Genomic DNA, 17,679 nt, shown 5'->3' on the forward strand with positions numbered 1-17,679 from the left:
CAAGACCTTCGAGGACAACGCAAAAGTCCGTTACGGGGGCCTGCAGAAGATCCGCTGTTCGGATCGAAAAAGCGCTATGTGGCCTTGCCAAATGGGCCCGTCCGTGATCGCTTGAACTTTGCCGTTCTTTTGGGGAGGTGGCAGAATGTCTCAAGACGCTGACGCGGTCTCGCGGCGCGAGGCCCTCATGATCGCCGGCGGCGCGGCGCTGGTCGCCGCATCACCTTTCACATTGGGAAAAGCCATGGCCGACACCACCACGATCACGCCCGATGCCCAAGACGTGTTTCTCGTCATTGATGTGCAGAACGATTTTCTGCCCGGCGGATCCTTGGCCGTTAAAAACGGCGATCAGGTCATTGCGCCGATCAATGCGCTGGCCAAGAAATTCCCGAATGTCATCCAGACCCAGGATTGGCACACCAAAGCGCATGTCTCCTTCGCCTCGTCGCATGATGGAGCGAAGCCGTTCGAGGTGACGAAATTGTCTTACGGTGATCAGGTTCTCTGGCCCGATCATTGCATCCAAGGCTCGAAAGGCGCGGCCTTTTCCGATCAGCTCGATTTGCCCATGGTCCAGCTCGTGATCCGCAAGGGCTATCATCAGAGCGTCGATAGCTATTCGGCTTTTGTCGAGGCGGACAAGGTGACCAAGACGGGCCTTGCCGGGTATCTGACCGAGCGCGGCATCAAGCGATGCTTCGTTGCGGGGCTTGCCACGGATTTTTGCGTCGCCTGGACCGCGCTCGATGCGCGTAAAGCTGGGTTTGAAACCTATGTCATCGAGGATGCCAGCCGTGGCATCGACGCGTTGGGCTCTATGGCAGCGGCGATCCGCAACATGGACGCTGCCGGCGTGAAGCGCATTCAATCGTCGGCGATCTTAGGCGCTTGAGCAGCTTTTCGTGTGGGGCTGGCCTTGGCCGGGCCGGTCTCGCACCGATTCGCTCTGGCCTTGTCGTCCGCTTCAGCCTATCCAGCACGTATTGATGAGCATCGACAGGCTCCTGGTCTGTTAACACTTACCGATCACATTTCTAAATCGGACCCCTCTATGATCGAGCCCGCGTCGAAACCGCATCCCCGCGCCAGGAAAGCTTTCGGTCTTTCGGTCCATGTCCTCACGGCGTCCGGCGCGGCGGTGGCGGTTTTGGCCTTGCGGGCGGCGCTCGAAGGGCATTTCACCACGACTTTCGCTTGGCTGGGTCTCGCGCTGTTCATCGACGGCATCGACGGCACCTTGGCCCGCGCCGCAAAAGTCACGGAGACGGCCGCCTATATCGACGGCACGATTCTCGATCTGATCGTCGATTTCCTGACCTATGTCATCGTGCCGGTCATCGCCCTTTGGAAGTCGGATCTGCTCCCGGATGTGCTCTCCTTCTGGATCGGCCTCATCGTCACCGTCGCTTCGGCACTCTATTTCGCCGACACACGGATGAAGACCGAGGATCTATGGTTCCGTGGATTTCCGGCGATCTTCAACGTCCTCGCGCTCTATTTGTTCATTTTCCACCTGAACCCCTGGATCAACGCGGCGCTTTTATTGCTGGCGACCGCCTTGATGTTCGCCCCCATCGTTTTTGTCCATCCGCTGCGGGTCGAGAAGTATCGTATGCTTACGGTCGCCATCACCTGCGCCTGGCTGGTTTTCTGCGGCATTGCCGTGGCTGAGAAGCTCGATGTCGGCGGCCTCGTCATGGCGGGTCTCGTCATCACCGGCGCCTATTTCGTGGCGCTTCCCTTTCTTCGCCACTCGCCCTGGGCCGAGGACGCGGATGACGGGAGCTGAGGTTTGTCCTTTCTTTCCTGGATGAGTGAGCCGGCTGGGTGGGTTGCGTTGCTGACCCTCACGGCCATGGAGATCGTGCTCGGCATCGACAATGTCGTCTTCATCTCACTGCTCATCACCAAATTGCCGGACGAATTGGCGCGCCGGGCGCGAGTGATCGGTCTCCTGCTGGCCTTCGTCCTGCGCGTCGTCCTGCTCACTTCACTGACCTGGCTCATCGGCCTCACCAAGCCGATCATCGTCGTCTTGGAACACGATGTGTCCTGGCACGATCTCATTCTCATGGCGGGTGGTCTTTTCCTGGTGTGGAAAGCGACGACCGAACTGCATGACGAGGTCGAGAACGCGGGACGCGAGGCGGAGGCGCAGGCCGCAAAAGCGCCACGCGCTTTCGGAGCCGCGATCCTGCAGATCGCGCTGATCGATCTGGTCTTCTCGATCGATTCGATCGTCACGGCCATCGGTATGGCGCAGGACCTCGCCGTGATGATCCTGGCCGTGCTGCTCTCCATGGCGGTGATGTCTTGGGCCGCGGGCGGCGTCGCCCGCTTCATCGCGCAATATCCGACCACCAAAGTCCTGGCGTTGTCCTTCCTGGTGCTGATCGGCATGTCGCTGATGGCGGACGGATGGGGCTTTCATATTCCGCGCGGCTATATCTACTCGGCCATGGCGTTTGCGACCTGCGTCGAAATGCTCAACGTCTGGTCGGCGAAAAGGCGGCGTGAGCGCTGAGCGAGCAAGCGCGCTGTTCAAATTTTAACCGCCCCATTGCGCATCTTCGAAAAGCGATCCTATGATGCATGCAGCCAAATAATTTGAGCTTATGCAGAGGCTTGGTCGCGCGATGGCAAAGGCAATAAGAATTCATCAGAATGGCGGCCCCGAAGTTTTGACCTATGAGGATGTGGAGATCGGCGCGCCGGGACCAGGCGAGGTGCACCTCGTTCAAAAGGCCGTGGGACTGAATTTCATCGACACTTATCACCGCAGCGGCCTTTATCCGCTCCCGCTGCCCTTCATTCCGGGATCGGAAGGAGCGGGCGACATCGTTGCGATCGGCAAGGGTGTCAAGGACTGGAAGATCGGTGATCGCGTCGCCTATGGAACGGCGATCGGCGCCTACGCCTCGGAGCGTATCATCGACGCGCAGAAGCTGGTGAAATTGCCCAAGAGCATTTCCTATGAGCAGGGCGCGGCGATGATGCTGAAGGGCCTCACCGTGCAATATTTGCTGCGTCAAACCTTCAAGGTGAGGCCGGGCGACACACTCCTGGTGCATGCGGCTGCGGGCGGCATCGGCCTTATCTTGTGCCAATGGGCGAAGGCGCTCGGCGCAATCGTGATCGGCACCGTGAGTTCGGAAGAAAAAGCGAAGCTCGCCAAGAAGGCCGGTGCGAAGCATATCATCTTCTATACGCGCGAAGATTTTGCCGCACGGGTCAAGGAGATCACCAAGGGCAAGCTGTGCGATGTCGTCTACGATGGCGTCGGCAAGACGACCTTTGTCGGATCGCTCGACTGCTTGAAGCCGCGCGGGCTGATGGTGAGCTTCGGCAATGCTTCGGGCCCAGTCGAAGGCGTGAACCTAGGTATTCTGGCGCAGAAGGGCTCGCTCTTCGTCACGCGCCCGACATTGGGCTCCTACGCCGACACGCCGGACACCTTGCGCAAGATGGCGAAGGATCTGATGCGCGTGGTTTCCTCCGGCGACGTGAAGATCCCGATCCATTCGCGCTTCGCTCTGGCCGATGCGGCGAAAGCGCATGAGGCCTTGCAGGGTCGCGAGACCACCGGCACGACGGTCCTGCTGCCATGACCGGCGCTGCCGAGCCCGCGCAAGCAACGCCGCTCGTGACGTTGCGCGGCATCACCAAGCGCTTCGGCTCGTTTACTGCGAACGATCATATCGACCTCGAACTCGTCCCCGGCGAGATTCACGCGCTGCTCGGTGAGAACGGCGCCGGCAAGTCGACGCTCGTCAAAATGCTGTTCGGCCTGTTGGAGCCGACGGAGGGCGAAATCATTTGGGAGGGCGCGCCGGTCAAGCTGAGCAGCCCGCAAATGGCGCGCGACCTTGGCATCGGGATGGTATTCCAGCACTTCTCGCTGTTCGAAAATCTCACCGTTGCCGAAAATATCGCGCTGGTCCTGCCCAAAGCGGAAAAGCTGACCGGCTTGAACGAACGCATCCGGGATATTTCGCGGCGATACGGCATCGCGCTCGAGCCGGAGCGTCCGGTGTGGACCTTGTCGGCGGGCGAGCGGCAGCGCATCGAGATCGCCAGAAGCCTGCTGCAAGAGCCTAAATTGCTGATCCTTGACGAACCGACCTCGGTGCTGACCCCGCAAGAGGTGGAAGCGCTGTTCGTCACGCTCGAGCGCATGAAGACGGAAGGCCGCGCGCTCCTCTACATTTCGCATAAATTGGAGGAGGTGAAGCAGCTATGCCATCGCGCCACGATCCTGCGGCTCGGCAAGAAAGTCGGTACCTGCGACCCCAAGGTCGAGACCGCGCGCTCCATGGCGGCGCTCATGGTTGGAACGCAGATTGCCGAGGTCAAGCCGGCGGGCGCGCATGCGTTGGGGCCAGACCGGCTCAAAGTTGTGAATCTTTCGATGGAATCGCCCGAACTGCATGGCACGGCGCTCAAGGATATCAGTTTGGCGGTGCGCGGGGGCGAGGTGCTCGGCATCGCCGGCATTGCCGGCAATGGCCAATCGGAATTTTTCGCCGCGCTGTCCGGTGAAATGCCGGCGGCACGCAGCGATGCCATTCTAATCGACGGCAAACCGGTCGGCGCGAGCGGCATCACGGCGCGCCGCAAGGTCGGCGCCGCTTTCGTGCCGGAGGAACGCAACGGCCATTCGGCCGCGCCCGATGCGACCTTGTCGGACAATGTCGTGCTCTCGCGTCATGCGACCGGCGGGCTGGTCAAAAGCGGTTTCATTGCTCGCTCCGCCGCCTTGGGCCTGTCGTCGAAGATCATTGCCGCCTACGATGTGCGCCGCTCCGGCACCGATCCTTTGGCGCGCACACTGTCGGGCGGCAATTTGCAGAAGTTCGTGATGGGCCGCGAGATCATGCGCGATCCCGCGGTGCTCGTCATCAACCAGCCGACCTGGGGCGTCGATGCGGCTGCCGCCGCGGCGATCCGGCAGGCGATTCTCGACCTTGCCGCGAAGGGGTCGGCGGTGGCGGTGATCAGCCAGGATTTGGACGAGTTGTTCGAGATTTCCGATCGCATCGCCGTGATCAATCACGGCCGCGTCTCGGAACCCAAGCCCGCGCGGGAAACGACGCGGGAAGAAATCGGTCTTCTGATGGGTGGGGCGGGGCAACATGCGCATTGATCTTGAGCCGCGTGGCGCGCGCTCGCCGCTCGTCAACGCGCTGGCACCTATTGTCGCGTTGATCATCGCAATGCTGATCGGCGGCGCCATCGTCGCCATGCTCGGCAAGTCGCCGGTCGATGCGTTCTATGTGTATTTCGTCGAGCCCTTGACGCAGGGCTGGTCCTTGCAGCAATTGGCGGTGAAAGCCTCACCGCTGGTGCTGATCGCCCTGGGCCTCGCTTTTTGCTACCGCGCGAATTTGTGGAACATCGGCGCCGAGGGCCAGCTCATCATGGGGGGCATTTTCGGCTCGCTCGTCGGCATTTGGACCAATGGCGGCGCGGGCCAGGAATTCGGCTCATGGTGGATCGTGCCGAGCATGCTGGTGCTCGGCGCGCTGGGCGGCCTGCTTTACGCTATGATCCCGGCGTTGCTGCGCGTCAGCCTCGGCGTGTCGGAAATCTTGACCAGTTTGATGCTGGTCTATGTGGCGCAGAAATTTCTCGATTATCTCGCCCGCGGGCCGCTGCGTGATCCGGAAGGACACGGCTTTCCCAACAGCGTGAATTTCGATCCGGAGGCAACGCTGCCGCCGCTCTACGACGGCGCGACCTTGCATGTCGGTGTCATCATCACTTTGATTCTGTTCGTCATCGCGTGGCTCGTGATGTCGCGCTCGCTGTTCGGCTTTCAGATTCGCCTTGCCGGCCAATCGCCGCGTGCCGCCCGTTTTGCGGGATTCAGCGATACCGGGGTGACGCTGATGGTGTTCGCCATCTCCGGCGCTGCGGCAGGCCTTGCCGGGATTATCGAAATTGCGGGGCCGTTGGGGCAATTGAAAACCGACATTTCGCCTTCGACCGCGCCCTACGGTTTTGCGGCGATCATCGTGGCGTTTCTCGGTCGCCTGTCGCCGCCGGGCATCGTCGTCGCCGGTCTCGTGCTGGCTCTGACCTATATCGGCGGTGAAGGTGCTCAGGCCGAGATGCAATTGCCGTTCGATATGACGCGAGTGTTCCAAGGTGTGCTGCTGATGTGCATTCTTTCCGCCGATGTGTTTACGCTCTATCGCCTGCGGATCGTGCCGGGAGGTGTGGCATGACGATGGACGCCATTCAGAGCATTTTGATGATCGTCGTGACCGCTTCGATGCCGCTCATCATCGCGGCGATCGGCGAGTTGATCGTCGAGCGGGCCGGCGTTCTCAACTTGGGCGTCGAGGGCATGATGATCATGGGCGCGGCGGCTGGTTTTGCTTGCGCTTACCTCACCCAATCCACCACCCTCGGCGCGCTGGCGGGGATTGCCGCAGGCATGGCGCTTTCGGCCGTTTTCGCGCTGCTGGTCTTGGGGCTTGCGACCAACCAAGTGGCGACCGGTTTGGCGTTGACGATTTTCGGTCTCGGCTTTTCCGGCCTGCTCGGTGCCGGGTTCGTCGGGTTGAAACTTGGCTACGCGCCCCATCTCTATGTGCCCGTCCTGAACGATATTCCCGGCATCGGCAGATTGCTGTTCGGCGAGGATTTCTTCGTCTATGTCGGCTTTGCCATTGTCGCCGCGGTCTGGTGGTTCCTGCGCTATAGCCGGGCGGGCCTCACTTTGCGGGCGGTCGGCGACAGTCATCTATCCGCCCATGCATTGGGGCTGGAGGTTCGCAAGATTCGCCTTCTTGCCATTCTTTTTGGCGGCGGCTGTGCCGGGCTTGCGGGAGCCTATTTGTCGCTGGCCTATACGCCGTTCTGGACGAGCGGCATGTCGGCGGGGCGCGGCTGGATTGCGCTGGCACTCGTGGTGTTCGCGTCCTGGCGGCCTTGGCGCGTTGTCGTCGGCGCGCTTTTGTTCGGCGGCATGGATGCGCTGCAATATCAGGCGCAAGGCTTCGGCATTTCGATCCCGGCCCAATTCCTGACTGCCTCTCCCTATCTGGTGACGATCATCGCCCTGGTTATGATTGCCGCCTGGGACCGGCGCGGCGCCAATGCTCCCGCCGATTTGGGCAAGACCTTTATCCCCGGCCGATAAGACGAGAACGCTTGCCAAGACCAGGACGGGCAGGGATGATTACACGAGGAAGCGCTTTGAGGAGACGTCGAAACGCGACGAACGTTAGGAGAGGGGTTCATGCGTAAATTTCTGAAAGTGGCGTCGGCTTTGGCTGTCGCCTTAGCCGTGAGCACAGCGGCCTTTGCCGCCGACAAGCTCAAGGTCGGGTTCGTTTATGTCGGCCCGGTGGGTGATTTCGGCTATTCCTATCAGCACGATCTTGGCCGCAAGGCGTTGCAGCAGGCGCTCGGCGACAAGGTCGAGACGACCTTTGTCGAGAATGTGCCGGAGAATGATTCCGAGCGCGCCATCGAGCAACTGGCCCGCGCCGGCAACAAGCTGATTTTCACCACCTCCTTCGGCTTCATGGAGCCGACGCTGAAAGTGGCCAAGAAATTTCCCGACGTGAAATTCGAGCATGCCACCGGCTACAAGCGCGCCGCCAATGTCTCGACCTATTCGGCGCGGTTCTATGAGGGCCGCTACGTGATGGGCAAGATCGCGGGCAAGATGACCAAGTCGAACGTCATCGGCTACGTCGTGTCGGTGCCGATCCCGGAAGTGATCTCGGGCATCGATGCGTTCATGCTCGGCGCGCAGAGCGTCAATCCGAATGTCAAGGTCAAGATCGTCTGGGTGAATTCCTGGTTCGATCCCGGCAAGGAAGCCGATGCCGCCAAGGCACTGCTGGCGCAAGGCGCTGACATCATGGTGCAGCACACCGATTCGGCGGCTCCCCTGCAGGAAGCGGAGAAAGCCGGCAAGCTGGGCTTCGGTCAATCGTCGGACATGACCCAATTCGCGCCGAAAGCCATTTTGACGTCGAATACGGACAATTGGGGTGACTATTACACCGCCCGCGCCAAGGCCGTGCTCGACGGCACCTGGAAGTCGACCGATACGTGGGGTGGCTTCGACATGGGCATGGTCAAGATGGGCCCCTTCATGAACATGCCCGACGATGTAAAGAAACTGGCGCAGGATACGGAAGACGCCATCCGGGCGCACAAGCTTAATCCGTTCCAGGGCCCGATCTACAAGCAGGACGGGACACTTGTGGTCAAGGAAGGCGAGGCGCTGTCCGACAAGGATATTCTCGGCCTCAACTGGTACGTGAAGGGCATCGACGACAAGATTCCGCAATAAGTTGCGAGCAACGCAAGAAGGCGGCCCGCGGGCCGCCTTTTTTGCGCGTCGTTGTCTGGAACGATAGATCTACGGCGCGTTCAGCGTCGATCTTATGCTGCCGGCTCTCACGCGAGGGCGGCCGGATCTTCGAGGAACGCTGGCCAAAACCACCCATCTTATACGGCAATCCCGTGCAGATCATAAGCGTCGGCGCGCTCGATCTTCACGCTGACGATATCGCCGGCACGCAGCGGCCGGCGCGATGCGACATAGACGGCACCATCGATCTCCGGCGCGTCGGCCTTGGTGCGCCCTTTCGAGACGGTGGGGCCGGGCTGGTCGATGATCACCTGGAGCCGCTTGCCGACCTTGTTTTTCAAAATGCGCGCGCTGATGGCCTGCTGGGTTTCCATAAAGCGCTTGTAGCGGCTTTCCTTCACATCATCCGGTACGTGCGCAAGGCCCAGGTCGTTGGCGACCGCGCCTTTGACAGGCTCGTATTTGAACGCGCCGACCCGGTCGAGCTTGGCCTCTTTCAGCCAGTCGAGCAGGAATTCGAAATCCTCCTCCGTTTCGCCGGGGAAGCCGACGATGAACGTGGACCGGATCGCCAGATCGGGGCTGATCTCGCGCCAGGCCTTGATGCGGTCCAGTGTCTTTTCCTGATTACCGGGTCGCCTCATGGCCTTCAGCACTTTCGGGGAGGCGTGCTGAAACGGAATGTCGAGATAGGGCAGAACCTTGCCCTCGGCCATTAACGCGATGACCTCGTCGACATGCGGGTAGGGGTAGACATAGTGCAGCCGCACCCAGGCGCCAAGCTCGCCGAGTTCGCGTGAAAGATCGAGGAATTTCGCGCGCACGCTCCTGTCCTTCCACTGGCTCTCGGCATATTTGGTGTCGAGGCCGTAGGCAGACGTGTCCTGCGAGATGACCAGCAGCTCTTTCACGCCGGCTTTCACCAGCTTTTCGGCTTCGCGCAGCACGTCGGCGGCCGGACGAGAGACGAGATCGCCCCGCAATTTCGGAATGATACAGAAGGAGCAGCGGTTGTTGCAGCCTTCCGAGATTTTCAAATAGGCGTAATGGCGCGGGGTGAGCTTGACGCCCTGGGGCGGCACGAGGTCGACGAACGGATCGTGCGCGGGCGGCACGGCTTGATGCACGGCACCGACGACGCTCTCATAGGCCTGGGGTCCGGTGATCGCGAGGACATTCGGGAACGCGCCGCGGATTTGCTCGGGCTCGGCCCCCATGCAGCCGGTGACGATGACCTTGCCGTTTTCCTTGAGCGCGTCACCGATGGCAGCCAGCGACTCGGCCTTCGCGCTGTCGAGGAAGCCGCATGTGTTGACGATCACCGCATCGGCGCCGGCATGGCTCTTGGTCAGCTCATAGCCCTCGGCGCGCAATCGGGTGATGATCCGCTCGGAATCGACCAAAGCCTTGGGGCAGCCGAGCGAAACGAAGGAAATCTTAGGGGTCGTGGCGGTTTGCGTCATGGGCAGTCGATTGCCACGCTCCGGCAGGACGCGCAACAAAAAAGCCCGGCCACAGGGCCGGGCTTTCGGATTTTAGGTGCGATCCGGCTTACATGCCGAATTTATACGCAAGACCCAGCGTCACGACATCCTCGCTCAGCTTGGTCTTGGCCGAGATCTGCTGTGCCGTACCAGAATTGAGCGTGAGGTTCTTGTTGCCATAATCGTTGTAGCGGTATTCGGCGCGCGCCACCCAATTGCTCCACAATTGAGCTTCCAAGCCGCCACCCAGGGTCCAACCGGTGCGTGTGTCGCTGCTGCTGCCCGAGACGCCGCCGATGTTTTCGCTGTATTTCACATTCTTAATCGCAAGACCGCCCGCCGTATAGGCCATGATGCTTGGGGTGATGAGGTAGCCGAAGCGGCCACGCAAGCTGCCATCCCAATCGGCCTTGCTCGAAAGCGTGCCTCTGTTGCCAGCCGACAAGCCAGGAACGCCGTTCACAGTCTTCTTGTTGTCGAAAGCGTAACCGAGATCGGCGTCGACACCGACCACGAAGCTGTTGTTGATCTGATAATTGTAGCCGCCATACAGCGAGGTGCGGAACGAGTCCTGATCCAGCTTTGCCGGATTGTGGTAGGCGGTCGCGCGCACGTCACGTGCGGTACGTCCCGTCGTCGTCCACTTGTTGCTGGTGAAGTCGCCGCCGAGGCCGACACCGATGAACGCGCCCGTCCAGGTGAAGACCGGGGCTGGTGCGACATAGACGATGGGGGCCTTACGGCTCGGCAAATCGGCTGCATAAGAGGCCGTGGCGGACACGATCACAATGCCCGCGGCCGAGGCAAGAAGGATACGATTAAACGTCATAACAAACTCCAACACGTTGCGCGATACAAACTCATGCGCCACTGCCACGATATAACCGCTCAGCTTAATTTTTGAAAATAGTTTTTTCGATTTTGCAGCAAAATTTTTGCGATAATACTTTCAGAACCAACTATAACGATGGTGATCTGATAGTGTTAATTTTTGTTTACGCCTTTATGGCTGAATTTTGGCAATTTTATACACAAATTTGAACCAGAAAATCTAAATTCGCCCGAGCATTCAGTTTTAAAATACAAAATTATACCTTACCCTTGCGGGGAAACGCGGGCTTCGTTTCGCGGTGTATATGGATGCCGATGGCTGCGCGAGACATGCTATGTCTTCGACACCTGCAATCTAGGCCGGGAAGGTAAAGGAATGTTTGACGAGGCTATTCTGCGGCAAGCTGCCGCGCTTCTCGGGTCGTATCAGGCGCGGGGCTGGCGTCTCGCGACGGCCGAATCCTGTACCGGCGGCTTGGTTGCAGGCGCGCTGACGGAGATTGCCGGATCGTCGGCCGTGGTCGAGCGCGGTTTCGTGACCTATTCCAATGAGGCAAAAAGCGCGCTCTTAAGAGTTCCCGCTCCCTTGATCGCAGAATTCGGTGCAGTGAGCGAACCGGTTGCCCGCAAGATGGCGGAGGGGGCGCTGAACAATTCTCTGGCCGACGTGGCCGTCGCCGTGACCGGCATCGCGGGGCCGGGCGGCGGCAGTGCCGTGAAACCCGTCGGGCTCGTGCATTTTGCCTGCGCGCGGAAGGACGGCCCGACGCAGCATATCGAGCGGCGCTTCGGTGAGATCGGCCGCACGCCGATCAGGCTTGCGGCACTCAAGCAGGCGCTCGACCTACTCGAGCAGGCGCTGCATCACGAGCCGTAGACGAGATTGGCGCGTTCTTCGAAAGCTGCCGAGAATTTGCGGAAGGCGATGTCGAACATGCTGCCCATCAAGATCCCGAGCGTGCGGCTCGCAAATTCGTAGGTGATGTCGAAGCCCACGATGCAGCCTTGGCCCTCCGCATCAGTGGGCGCAAAGCTCCACACGTTCTCCATCTTGCGAAACGGCCCATCCACATATTCGACGAGGATTTTCAGATTGACGCGATCCAAGGTGACGCGACTCGTGAAACGCTCCTTGATCGCCTTGTAGCCGATTTGCATTTCCGCAATCAGCACCTCACGCCCATTGGCATCGGTTTGCCGACGTTTGATCTTCAAGCCTGTGCACAGCGGTAAGAACTGCGGATACTGCTCGACATCGGCGACGAGGTCGAACATTTTTTGTGGGCTGTGGCGCACGCGGCGCGTGGTGCGAAAAGATGGCATGGACGTGAGTTGCGTGACGGATGGACCGTCACATAAAGGAATTTTTGCGAAAGGGAAGGTCGCAAGTATTCGGAAATGTGACGCTCGGGAAAGGAGCGGTCGCAAAACGCCGCGGCAATCATGGTTAACAAAACACTTTGATCTCGGCGTGCCAATGCTATCCTCGACGCATATCGATTCTATAGGCGCTGATTCTTGTTGGAACATTTGCGGACTTGAGACGCTCAGGGACACTGAATTTTTTGACGCGTGCGGCAGGTCTTTCGGATTTGGGGGCCAATCCAGTGGGTAGTAAAGATCTTGGTCTTATTCATACCGACAAGGGACCGGTGAAAGGCGCCGAGCAACCCGCCGTCGATTTGGTTGAAGTGGTTGGCCGCATCAAGTGGTTTGATGTTTCCAAAGGCTACGGTTTCATCGTTCCAGACAATGGTGCGCCCGATGTTCTCTTGCATGTGACCGTGCTCCGGCGCGATGGATTTGTAACGGCGCACGAGGGAACGCGCGTGGTATGCGAGGCGTTGCCGCGCGCTAAAGGCATGCAGGTGCTGCGCATCCTGTCTATGGACGAAACGACGGCGGTGCACCCGTCGCAACAACCGCTGGCGCGTACCCATGTGCAAGTGACGCCGATCGGCGGTTTCGAGATTGCGGTCGCCAAATGGTTCAATCGGGTGAAGGGCTTTGGGTTTCTCACCCGTGGCGAAGGGACCGCCGATATTTTCGTCCATATGGAGACGCTGCGGCGCTACGGCATTGCTGACTTGCGTCCCGGCGATTCCGTTCTCGTGCGCTACGGCGATGGGCCGAAGGGGCTGATGGCCGCAGAGGTGCGACCGCTGGAGGGCGGCGTGCCGCTGGCGCACTAAGCTGACACAATTCCGGTCTGATTCGGCGGCAGCTTTAGCCGCCGTTTTGTTTTGGGTGATGACGATGCAGTTTTTCCGATCCTGGCGCGTGAGCGCGCTTCTGAAAATGCTCTTTCTGGCCGCCGCGCTGGTTTGGGTCGTACCCGTGGCAGCGGGCGAGGGGCAGTTCGAGAAGCTCACGATCGTGACTGCGGCTGGCCCCAAGGATTTCTCGGTCGAGGTGATGCGCACCGATGCCGAGCATCAAAAGGGATTGATGTTTCGCCGCTATCTCGCGGCCGACCGCGGCATGCTGTTCGATTTCAACGCCGAGCAGGAGGTCGGATTCTGGATGAAGAATACCTATCTGCCGCTCGATATGCTGTTCATCGCCAAGGACGGGCACATTATCAACATCGCCCAGAATACCGAGCCAATGTCGGAAGATGTGATTCCCTCGGAAGGCAAGGTACTGGGGGTTCTGGAAGTGAACGGCGGGACGGCGTCGCGGCTGGGCATCAAAATCGGCGATATGGTGCAGCATCCGATTTTCGGAAAGTGATCAGTTTTTCATATCCGTGCAGACTTGTTTTAACGTCCTCGCGATGCTAGCAGAATGATCGCAATGGCGACCGCCGGTGACGGAGTATAGCGCAGTCTGGTAGCGCGGAAGTTTTGGGTACTTCAGGCCGCAGGTTCGAATCCTGCTACTCCGACCATTGTCAGCCCGCCAAATGCGACCCTAAACCACCGGCTCTCGACCATGACCGCACGCATTTATCGCCCTGCCAAATCCGCCACGCAATCCGGCCAAGCCGATTTGGAATGGCGTCTCGACTTCGAGCCGGAAAGTGCCCCCACGGCCGATCCGCTCACGGGCTGGACCAGCTCGAGCGACATGCGCCAGCAGATCAGACTGGCCTTCGCCACAAAGGACGACGCCATCGCCTATGCCCAAAGGAACGGGCTCACCTATCGCGTCGAGGAGCCGAAGCCGGTGCTGCGCCCGGTCGTGTCCTATTCGGACAATTTCAAAATGAGCCGCGCGGCGCCCTGGACGCATTGAAGACGAACTCCATTCGTCGCACTTTCTTAAAATCCCCACGCTAGTGTGAAAGTGTCTATGCTAGCGTGGCCAGGTCGGACTGCGCATTAGGATGGTTGTTAGCATGGCCCTCTGCTTTCGCACGGCCCCGTAGCTCAGTTGGATAGAGCAGCCGCCTTCTAAGCGGCAGGTCACAGGTTCGAATCCTGTCGGGGTCGCCACTCGCTCCTACGGGGCGTCATTCGAGAAAACCCATAAATTATTGAAAATATTTCATATAAGCGTCGGCGCCGGGGTGTCGTTGCGGCTCTCATCGGCCGCCTCTTGCACGTCGGGAATCGGGCCGGTGACCAGCACGAAGCATATGACCGCAGCCGTAACCATGATGCCGGCCGCGACCAGCAAAGCGGGGGTGAAGGACCCATAGGCTCTCTGGATGAATCCCGTGATCGTGGGGGCTAAAGCACCGCCGATATAACCGCCGCAGTTTTGAATGGCGCCGAGAGAGGCCGTGAGGGCCGCAGGTGCCACGACTGGTGCCATGGCCCAGGTCGCCGTGCTGCACACATAAAGCATGAAGAGCGACACGGAGATGCAGGCGATGGCCAGTGTGTCGTTCGGCGTTTCGGCGGCGATCGTGGTGAAAAGGGCCGTCAGAATGAGCGCCGCGGTCATAGAATATTTGCGCGCCTTGACGGGAGCGACGCCATGCCTGGCGAGAAAATCGACCAGCCAGCCGCCAAAGCCACTGCCAACCACACCGAACGCATAAGGAATCGCGCCGACCCAGCCGGTTTTGGCGATGGTGAAATGTCGATCGATTTCCAAATAGCCCGGCAACCAGGCCGTATACAGCCAAGTGCCGTAGACGCAGCCGAAAAAGCCGCCGACCACGCCCCAGGTGGTGCGATAGGCAAAGAGTTGGCGCCAGTTGTTGAAGGTCACTTTGGCGGCGGTTTTCTGGCTGTTGCCGACGCCAAGAAACGCAAGTTCGTCTGCCGTGAGATCCGCTTCCTGAACGTTGCGGTAAGTGATGTAGAACAAGAGCGACAGCACGATGCCGACGGCGCCCATGATAATGAACATCCAGCGCCAGCCGGTGATAAGCATGATGCCGGTCAGCAGGGGGATCGAAACGGCGGTGCCGAGGGTGGAGGAAGAGTTCCAGATGCCCGTCGCCGTTCCGCGTTGGCGCACGTTGAACCAGTCGCGGGTGATGCGGGCGCAAACGGGATAGTTGGGTGCTTCACCGAGGCCGAGCAGAGCCCGGGCGCCGATGAATTGGTAAAAGCCCGTCACCAATCCGCCGAGGACCTGCGCAATGGACCAGCAGAACACGCCGGCGGTGAGCGTCAGGCGCGGCCGCAGAATGTCGATCAGTGCGCCGGCAGGTAACTGGGCGAAAGCATAGGGCCACAGAAAGGCCGAGAGTAGGAGGCCCATGTCCGCGACATCGAGACCAAGATCGGAGCGAATCAAGGGATTGGCGACCGAAAGTGTCGCCCGGTCGATGTAATTCAACATGCCGGTCGCAACCAGCAGGGCGAGGGTCGTTATTTGAATGCGGCGCAGCCGCGCCGTTCCGGTTCCGGCGCCCATGATTCCTCCCGATATTTTCTTTGAACTATGTTCCGTAGGGGGCCGGATGATGTCAACGTGCGCTCAGCGCGCGGCGGGGCAGCCCTGGACGCATGTGTGCTATCGCTTACCGAAGCACAAGGATCTTCCAGCGGCCTTCGGCGGTCGGGGAGGAGATGGCCGAATAGCGCGCGTTACGAGACATCGAGCGCCCGTGCCGCATAAGAAAAACCCCGGAACTTTCGTTCCGGGGTCTCGTTTTGACCGTTCAGGTCAGATTAGAAGTCGCGTTCGACGCGGAACACACCTTCGTAGGTGTTGATGTTCTTCTTGAACGGAACGCCCGTGCCTGCGCCCGTGAAGACGGTGCCGTTTGCGTTGAGCGGAGCCTTCTGGTCGAGGCGGGTGTAGTACAGTTCGAGACCGATCAGCAGGTTCTTAACCGGCTTCCAATCGGTGCCGAGGCCAACGCGCCATTCGTTCCAGTTGCTCGCGCCGAGCTGCGAGCTGACAGCCGCACGGGTCACAGCGGAGGGATACTTCACGTTGAGATAGCTTGCCTCGATGTGGGTCGCCCACTGCGCATTCCAGTTGTGCTGGAAGGCTGCAACCGCGGACCAAGCCGTCGGCAGCTTGTCGCTGCCGTTGACGACAACGGCGTCGTAGTCAGGCAGGACCCAACCCTTGGTGATGCCGCCCGACTGATTCGACAGGTTCCAGCCACGCGGATAGCCCTGGGTCTGGAGAGCGAGGTCACCCTTGGTGTAGGTAGCCTGCAGCCACAGTTCGTCGCCCGGTGCGATCATCGGCAGCTTGATGTGCACGCCAGCGTTTGCACCCCAGCCAGCTTCTTCCTTATGACGAGAGGCGATCGCGGTGCCGGATTCGACGTTGATGCTGTGGTAGAGGCCGGACAATTGCGCGCCGCCCCAACCCTGCTCGACGCCGATCGCTGCAACCACGTCAGGCTGACGGGTGCCCTGGAGGCCCCAGCTGTTGATGGTTGGGGTGCCACCAGCGGTCGTAGCGCGGGTGTAGCTGCCGATCGTGCCGGTCTGGTTGGTGTCTTCCAGCGAGAGGGTCGCTGCGAAGCCACCACCGAAGGTCGCGGTGTAGGCCAACAGGTTCACGGTGTGGTCGGGACCACGAACGTCGTCGTAGCCGAGCGCGTCAGCGTAGTAGTCGAACATCGACTGCGCGCGACCTGCCGTCAAACCAGCCCACTGGACGAAGGCCTTGTCGATCGACGTGCCGTTGCCGTACTCTTCCGGGTTGGCGCCGGAAACGCTCTTCCAGTCAAGGCTGGCGAACGAACGCAGCGTGCCATAAGCAGTCGTCGTGCGGGCGTCGAACTGCGTACGAGCACGGACCGTGAAACCGGTCTGGTTCTGCGAGCGCGAGGAATAGTTGAACTGCTTACCGGAGCCGGGCGTGACGCGATTGGCGGCCTGGAACGCCCTGTACTGCTGATAGTTGGCAACGTTGCCCGTGCTCTGGAACTGATAGTCGAGACGGACGTGACCGCTGATCTTCAAGCAGGTGTCGGTGCCGGGGATGTAGAAGAAGCCCTCGCCGTGAGCCGAGCAGACTTTAACATATTCAGCAGGAGCAGCTTTCTTCGAGGGAAGATCGGCTGCCTGCGCGCTTGCAGCGGCGGCCAGGCCGGCTGCAGAAGCGAGAAGAAGGCTCTTGACGAGCTTCATGTGGTAACCTCCAGATAGAGTATAGTTGGTGGGCTCGACTTACTTACGTCAGCAACTCAAAGCCGAATCCGGTTCTCGTTCTCATTCGTCAGGGCGGGTGCCTGACACTCACTTCCGACTCTTCACGTCTTCCGCGAATTCCGAATGTGCCCATTCTATGTATGGCTGAACGTCGCGGTATTGTGGGGACGGTGGCCCAAAGTGGGGTGGCGGCATTCTATTTGGAGGCGGTGTTGCGGCGATGTCACAGTTTTGCCGTCATGCGCAAAGACGAGGACGATTCTCAAGCGATATGAGCAGCATGGCGGCTCATTTCAGAAAGAAATTATTAACTTTTCTGCGGCCGATGCCGTCTACAAGTATGGCGCGGAGTTTATGATGCCCTACATTTGCCACAGGTCGGCGAAGACGCGCGGATACATAAATCGGGTGGAGATGCCCAAAACGGGCGTATAGATTACGTTATTGTAAGATGCCTGGATCTGGGGGGGCTTGCTAAACTTGCGTTTCATAACAGTGCCATCGGACA

Annotated in this window: 17 protein-coding genes and 2 tRNA genes; 14 read left to right on the forward strand and 5 right to left on the reverse strand. The window is 59.9% G+C overall.

Annotated features, from left to right (window positions below):
• Positions 1 to 145: 145 nt before the first annotated feature.
• The 8 genes from pncA to V9T28_RS08145 all read left to right on the forward strand — a co-directional run bounded on the left by pncA (position 146) and on the right by V9T28_RS08145 (position 8,317).
• Complete coding sequence (gene pncA / locus V9T28_RS08110; protein WP_245423816.1) at positions 146 to 895, forward strand: bifunctional nicotinamidase/pyrazinamidase; 750 nt, start codon at positions 146 to 148, stop codon at positions 893 to 895.
• Between the two features lie 159 nt (positions 896 to 1,054).
• The gene (locus V9T28_RS08115; RefSeq protein ID WP_116398501.1) at positions 1,055 to 1,792 is read left to right on the forward strand and encodes a CDP-alcohol phosphatidyltransferase family protein; all 738 of its coding nucleotides are present in this window, start codon (positions 1,055 to 1,057) and stop codon (positions 1,790 to 1,792) included.
• A gap of 21 nt (positions 1,793 to 1,813) precedes the next feature.
• Positions 1,814 to 2,527, forward strand: coding sequence for a TerC family protein (locus V9T28_RS08120; RefSeq protein ID WP_116398502.1), 714 nt, complete (start codon positions 1,814 to 1,816; stop codon positions 2,525 to 2,527).
• A 112-nt stretch (positions 2,528 to 2,639) separates the two neighbouring features.
• A complete protein-coding gene (locus V9T28_RS08125; RefSeq protein ID WP_116398503.1) occupies positions 2,640 to 3,611 on the forward strand; it encodes a quinone oxidoreductase family protein in 972 nt (323 codons plus the stop codon).
• The gene (locus V9T28_RS08130; RefSeq protein ID WP_116398504.1) at positions 3,608 to 5,146 is read left to right on the forward strand and encodes an ABC transporter ATP-binding protein; all 1,539 of its coding nucleotides are present in this window, start codon (positions 3,608 to 3,610) and stop codon (positions 5,144 to 5,146) included. The genes V9T28_RS08125 and V9T28_RS08130 overlap by 4 nt, the downstream gene beginning before the upstream one ends.
• Positions 5,136 to 6,230, forward strand: a complete 1,095-nt coding sequence (locus V9T28_RS08135; protein WP_116398505.1) for an ABC transporter permease — start codon at positions 5,136 to 5,138, stop codon at positions 6,228 to 6,230. Before V9T28_RS08130 ends, V9T28_RS08135 begins: the two co-directional genes overlap by 11 nt.
• A 2-nt stretch (positions 6,231 to 6,232) precedes the next feature.
• Positions 6,233 to 7,150, forward strand: coding sequence for an ABC transporter permease (locus V9T28_RS08140; RefSeq protein ID WP_199500016.1), 918 nt, complete (start codon positions 6,233 to 6,235; stop codon positions 7,148 to 7,150).
• Between the two features lie 99 nt (positions 7,151 to 7,249).
• On the forward strand, positions 7,250 to 8,317 hold the full coding sequence (locus V9T28_RS08145) for a BMP family ABC transporter substrate-binding protein (RefSeq protein WP_116398507.1): 1,068 nt from the start codon (positions 7,250 to 7,252) through the stop codon (positions 8,315 to 8,317).
• A 158-nt stretch (positions 8,318 to 8,475) separates the two neighbouring features.
• Here the strand turns inward: V9T28_RS08145 and rimO are convergent, their stop codons facing one another.
• Positions 8,476 to 9,801, reverse strand: coding sequence for a 30S ribosomal protein S12 methylthiotransferase RimO (gene rimO / locus V9T28_RS08150; RefSeq protein ID WP_116398508.1), 1,326 nt, complete (start codon positions 9,799 to 9,801; stop codon positions 8,476 to 8,478).
• Positions 9,802 to 9,889: 88 nt separating this feature from the next.
• A complete protein-coding gene (locus tag V9T28_RS08155; protein WP_116398509.1) occupies positions 9,890 to 10,651 on the reverse strand; it encodes an outer membrane protein in 762 nt (253 codons plus the stop codon).
• Positions 10,652 to 11,029: 378 nt separating this feature from the next.
• Between V9T28_RS08155 and V9T28_RS08160 the strand changes: the two genes are divergently transcribed.
• Positions 11,030 to 11,530 (forward strand): CinA family protein, encoded by a 501-nt coding sequence (locus tag V9T28_RS08160; RefSeq protein ID WP_116398510.1) that lies wholly within the window; start codon positions 11,030 to 11,032, stop codon positions 11,528 to 11,530.
• Here V9T28_RS08160 and V9T28_RS08165 read toward each other — a convergent pair.
• Positions 11,518 to 11,976, reverse strand: coding sequence for a type II toxin-antitoxin system RatA family toxin (locus V9T28_RS08165; protein WP_116398511.1), 459 nt, complete (start codon positions 11,974 to 11,976; stop codon positions 11,518 to 11,520). The genes V9T28_RS08160 and V9T28_RS08165 overlap by 13 nt on opposite strands.
• 308 nt (positions 11,977 to 12,284) lie before the next feature.
• On the opposite strand from V9T28_RS08165, the gene V9T28_RS08170 reads away from it, so the two are divergent.
• From V9T28_RS08170 to V9T28_RS08190, 5 genes are all read left to right on the forward strand, one after another.
• Positions 12,285 to 12,845, forward strand: a complete 561-nt coding sequence (locus V9T28_RS08170; protein WP_199500017.1) for a cold-shock protein — start codon at positions 12,285 to 12,287, stop codon at positions 12,843 to 12,845.
• A gap of 64 nt (positions 12,846 to 12,909) precedes the next feature.
• The gene (locus V9T28_RS08175) at positions 12,910 to 13,386 is read left to right on the forward strand and encodes a DUF192 domain-containing protein (RefSeq protein ID WP_445242156.1); all 477 of its coding nucleotides are present in this window, start codon (positions 12,910 to 12,912) and stop codon (positions 13,384 to 13,386) included.
• An 80-nt stretch (positions 13,387 to 13,466) separates the two neighbouring features.
• Positions 13,467 to 13,543: transfer RNA gene (locus tag V9T28_RS08180), tRNA-Pro, on the forward strand.
• A gap of 44 nt (positions 13,544 to 13,587) precedes the next feature.
• Entirely contained in the window at positions 13,588 to 13,890 is a 303-nt protein-coding gene (locus V9T28_RS08185; protein ID WP_116398513.1) for an ETC complex I subunit, read from the forward strand.
• A 123-nt stretch (positions 13,891 to 14,013) separates the two neighbouring features.
• Positions 14,014 to 14,090: transfer RNA gene (locus V9T28_RS08190), tRNA-Arg, on the forward strand.
• 52 nt (positions 14,091 to 14,142) lie between these two features.
• Here the strand turns inward: V9T28_RS08190 and V9T28_RS08195 are convergent.
• Together V9T28_RS08195 and V9T28_RS08200 are read right to left on the reverse strand one after the other, a co-directional pair.
• On the reverse strand, positions 14,143 to 15,468 hold the full coding sequence (locus V9T28_RS08195) for an MFS transporter (RefSeq protein ID WP_116398514.1): 1,326 nt from the start codon (positions 15,466 to 15,468) through the stop codon (positions 14,143 to 14,145).
• 257 nt (positions 15,469 to 15,725) lie between these two features.
• Complete coding sequence (locus tag V9T28_RS08200; RefSeq protein ID WP_339071844.1) at positions 15,726 to 17,150, reverse strand: porin; 1,425 nt, start codon at positions 17,148 to 17,150, stop codon at positions 15,726 to 15,728.
• Positions 17,151 to 17,679 lie beyond the last annotated feature (529 nt).

Source organism: Methylovirgula sp. 4M-Z18, from assembly GCF_037890675.1.
In the GTDB taxonomy this organism is placed as follows: Bacteria; Pseudomonadota; Alphaproteobacteria; order Rhizobiales; family Beijerinckiaceae; genus 4M-Z18.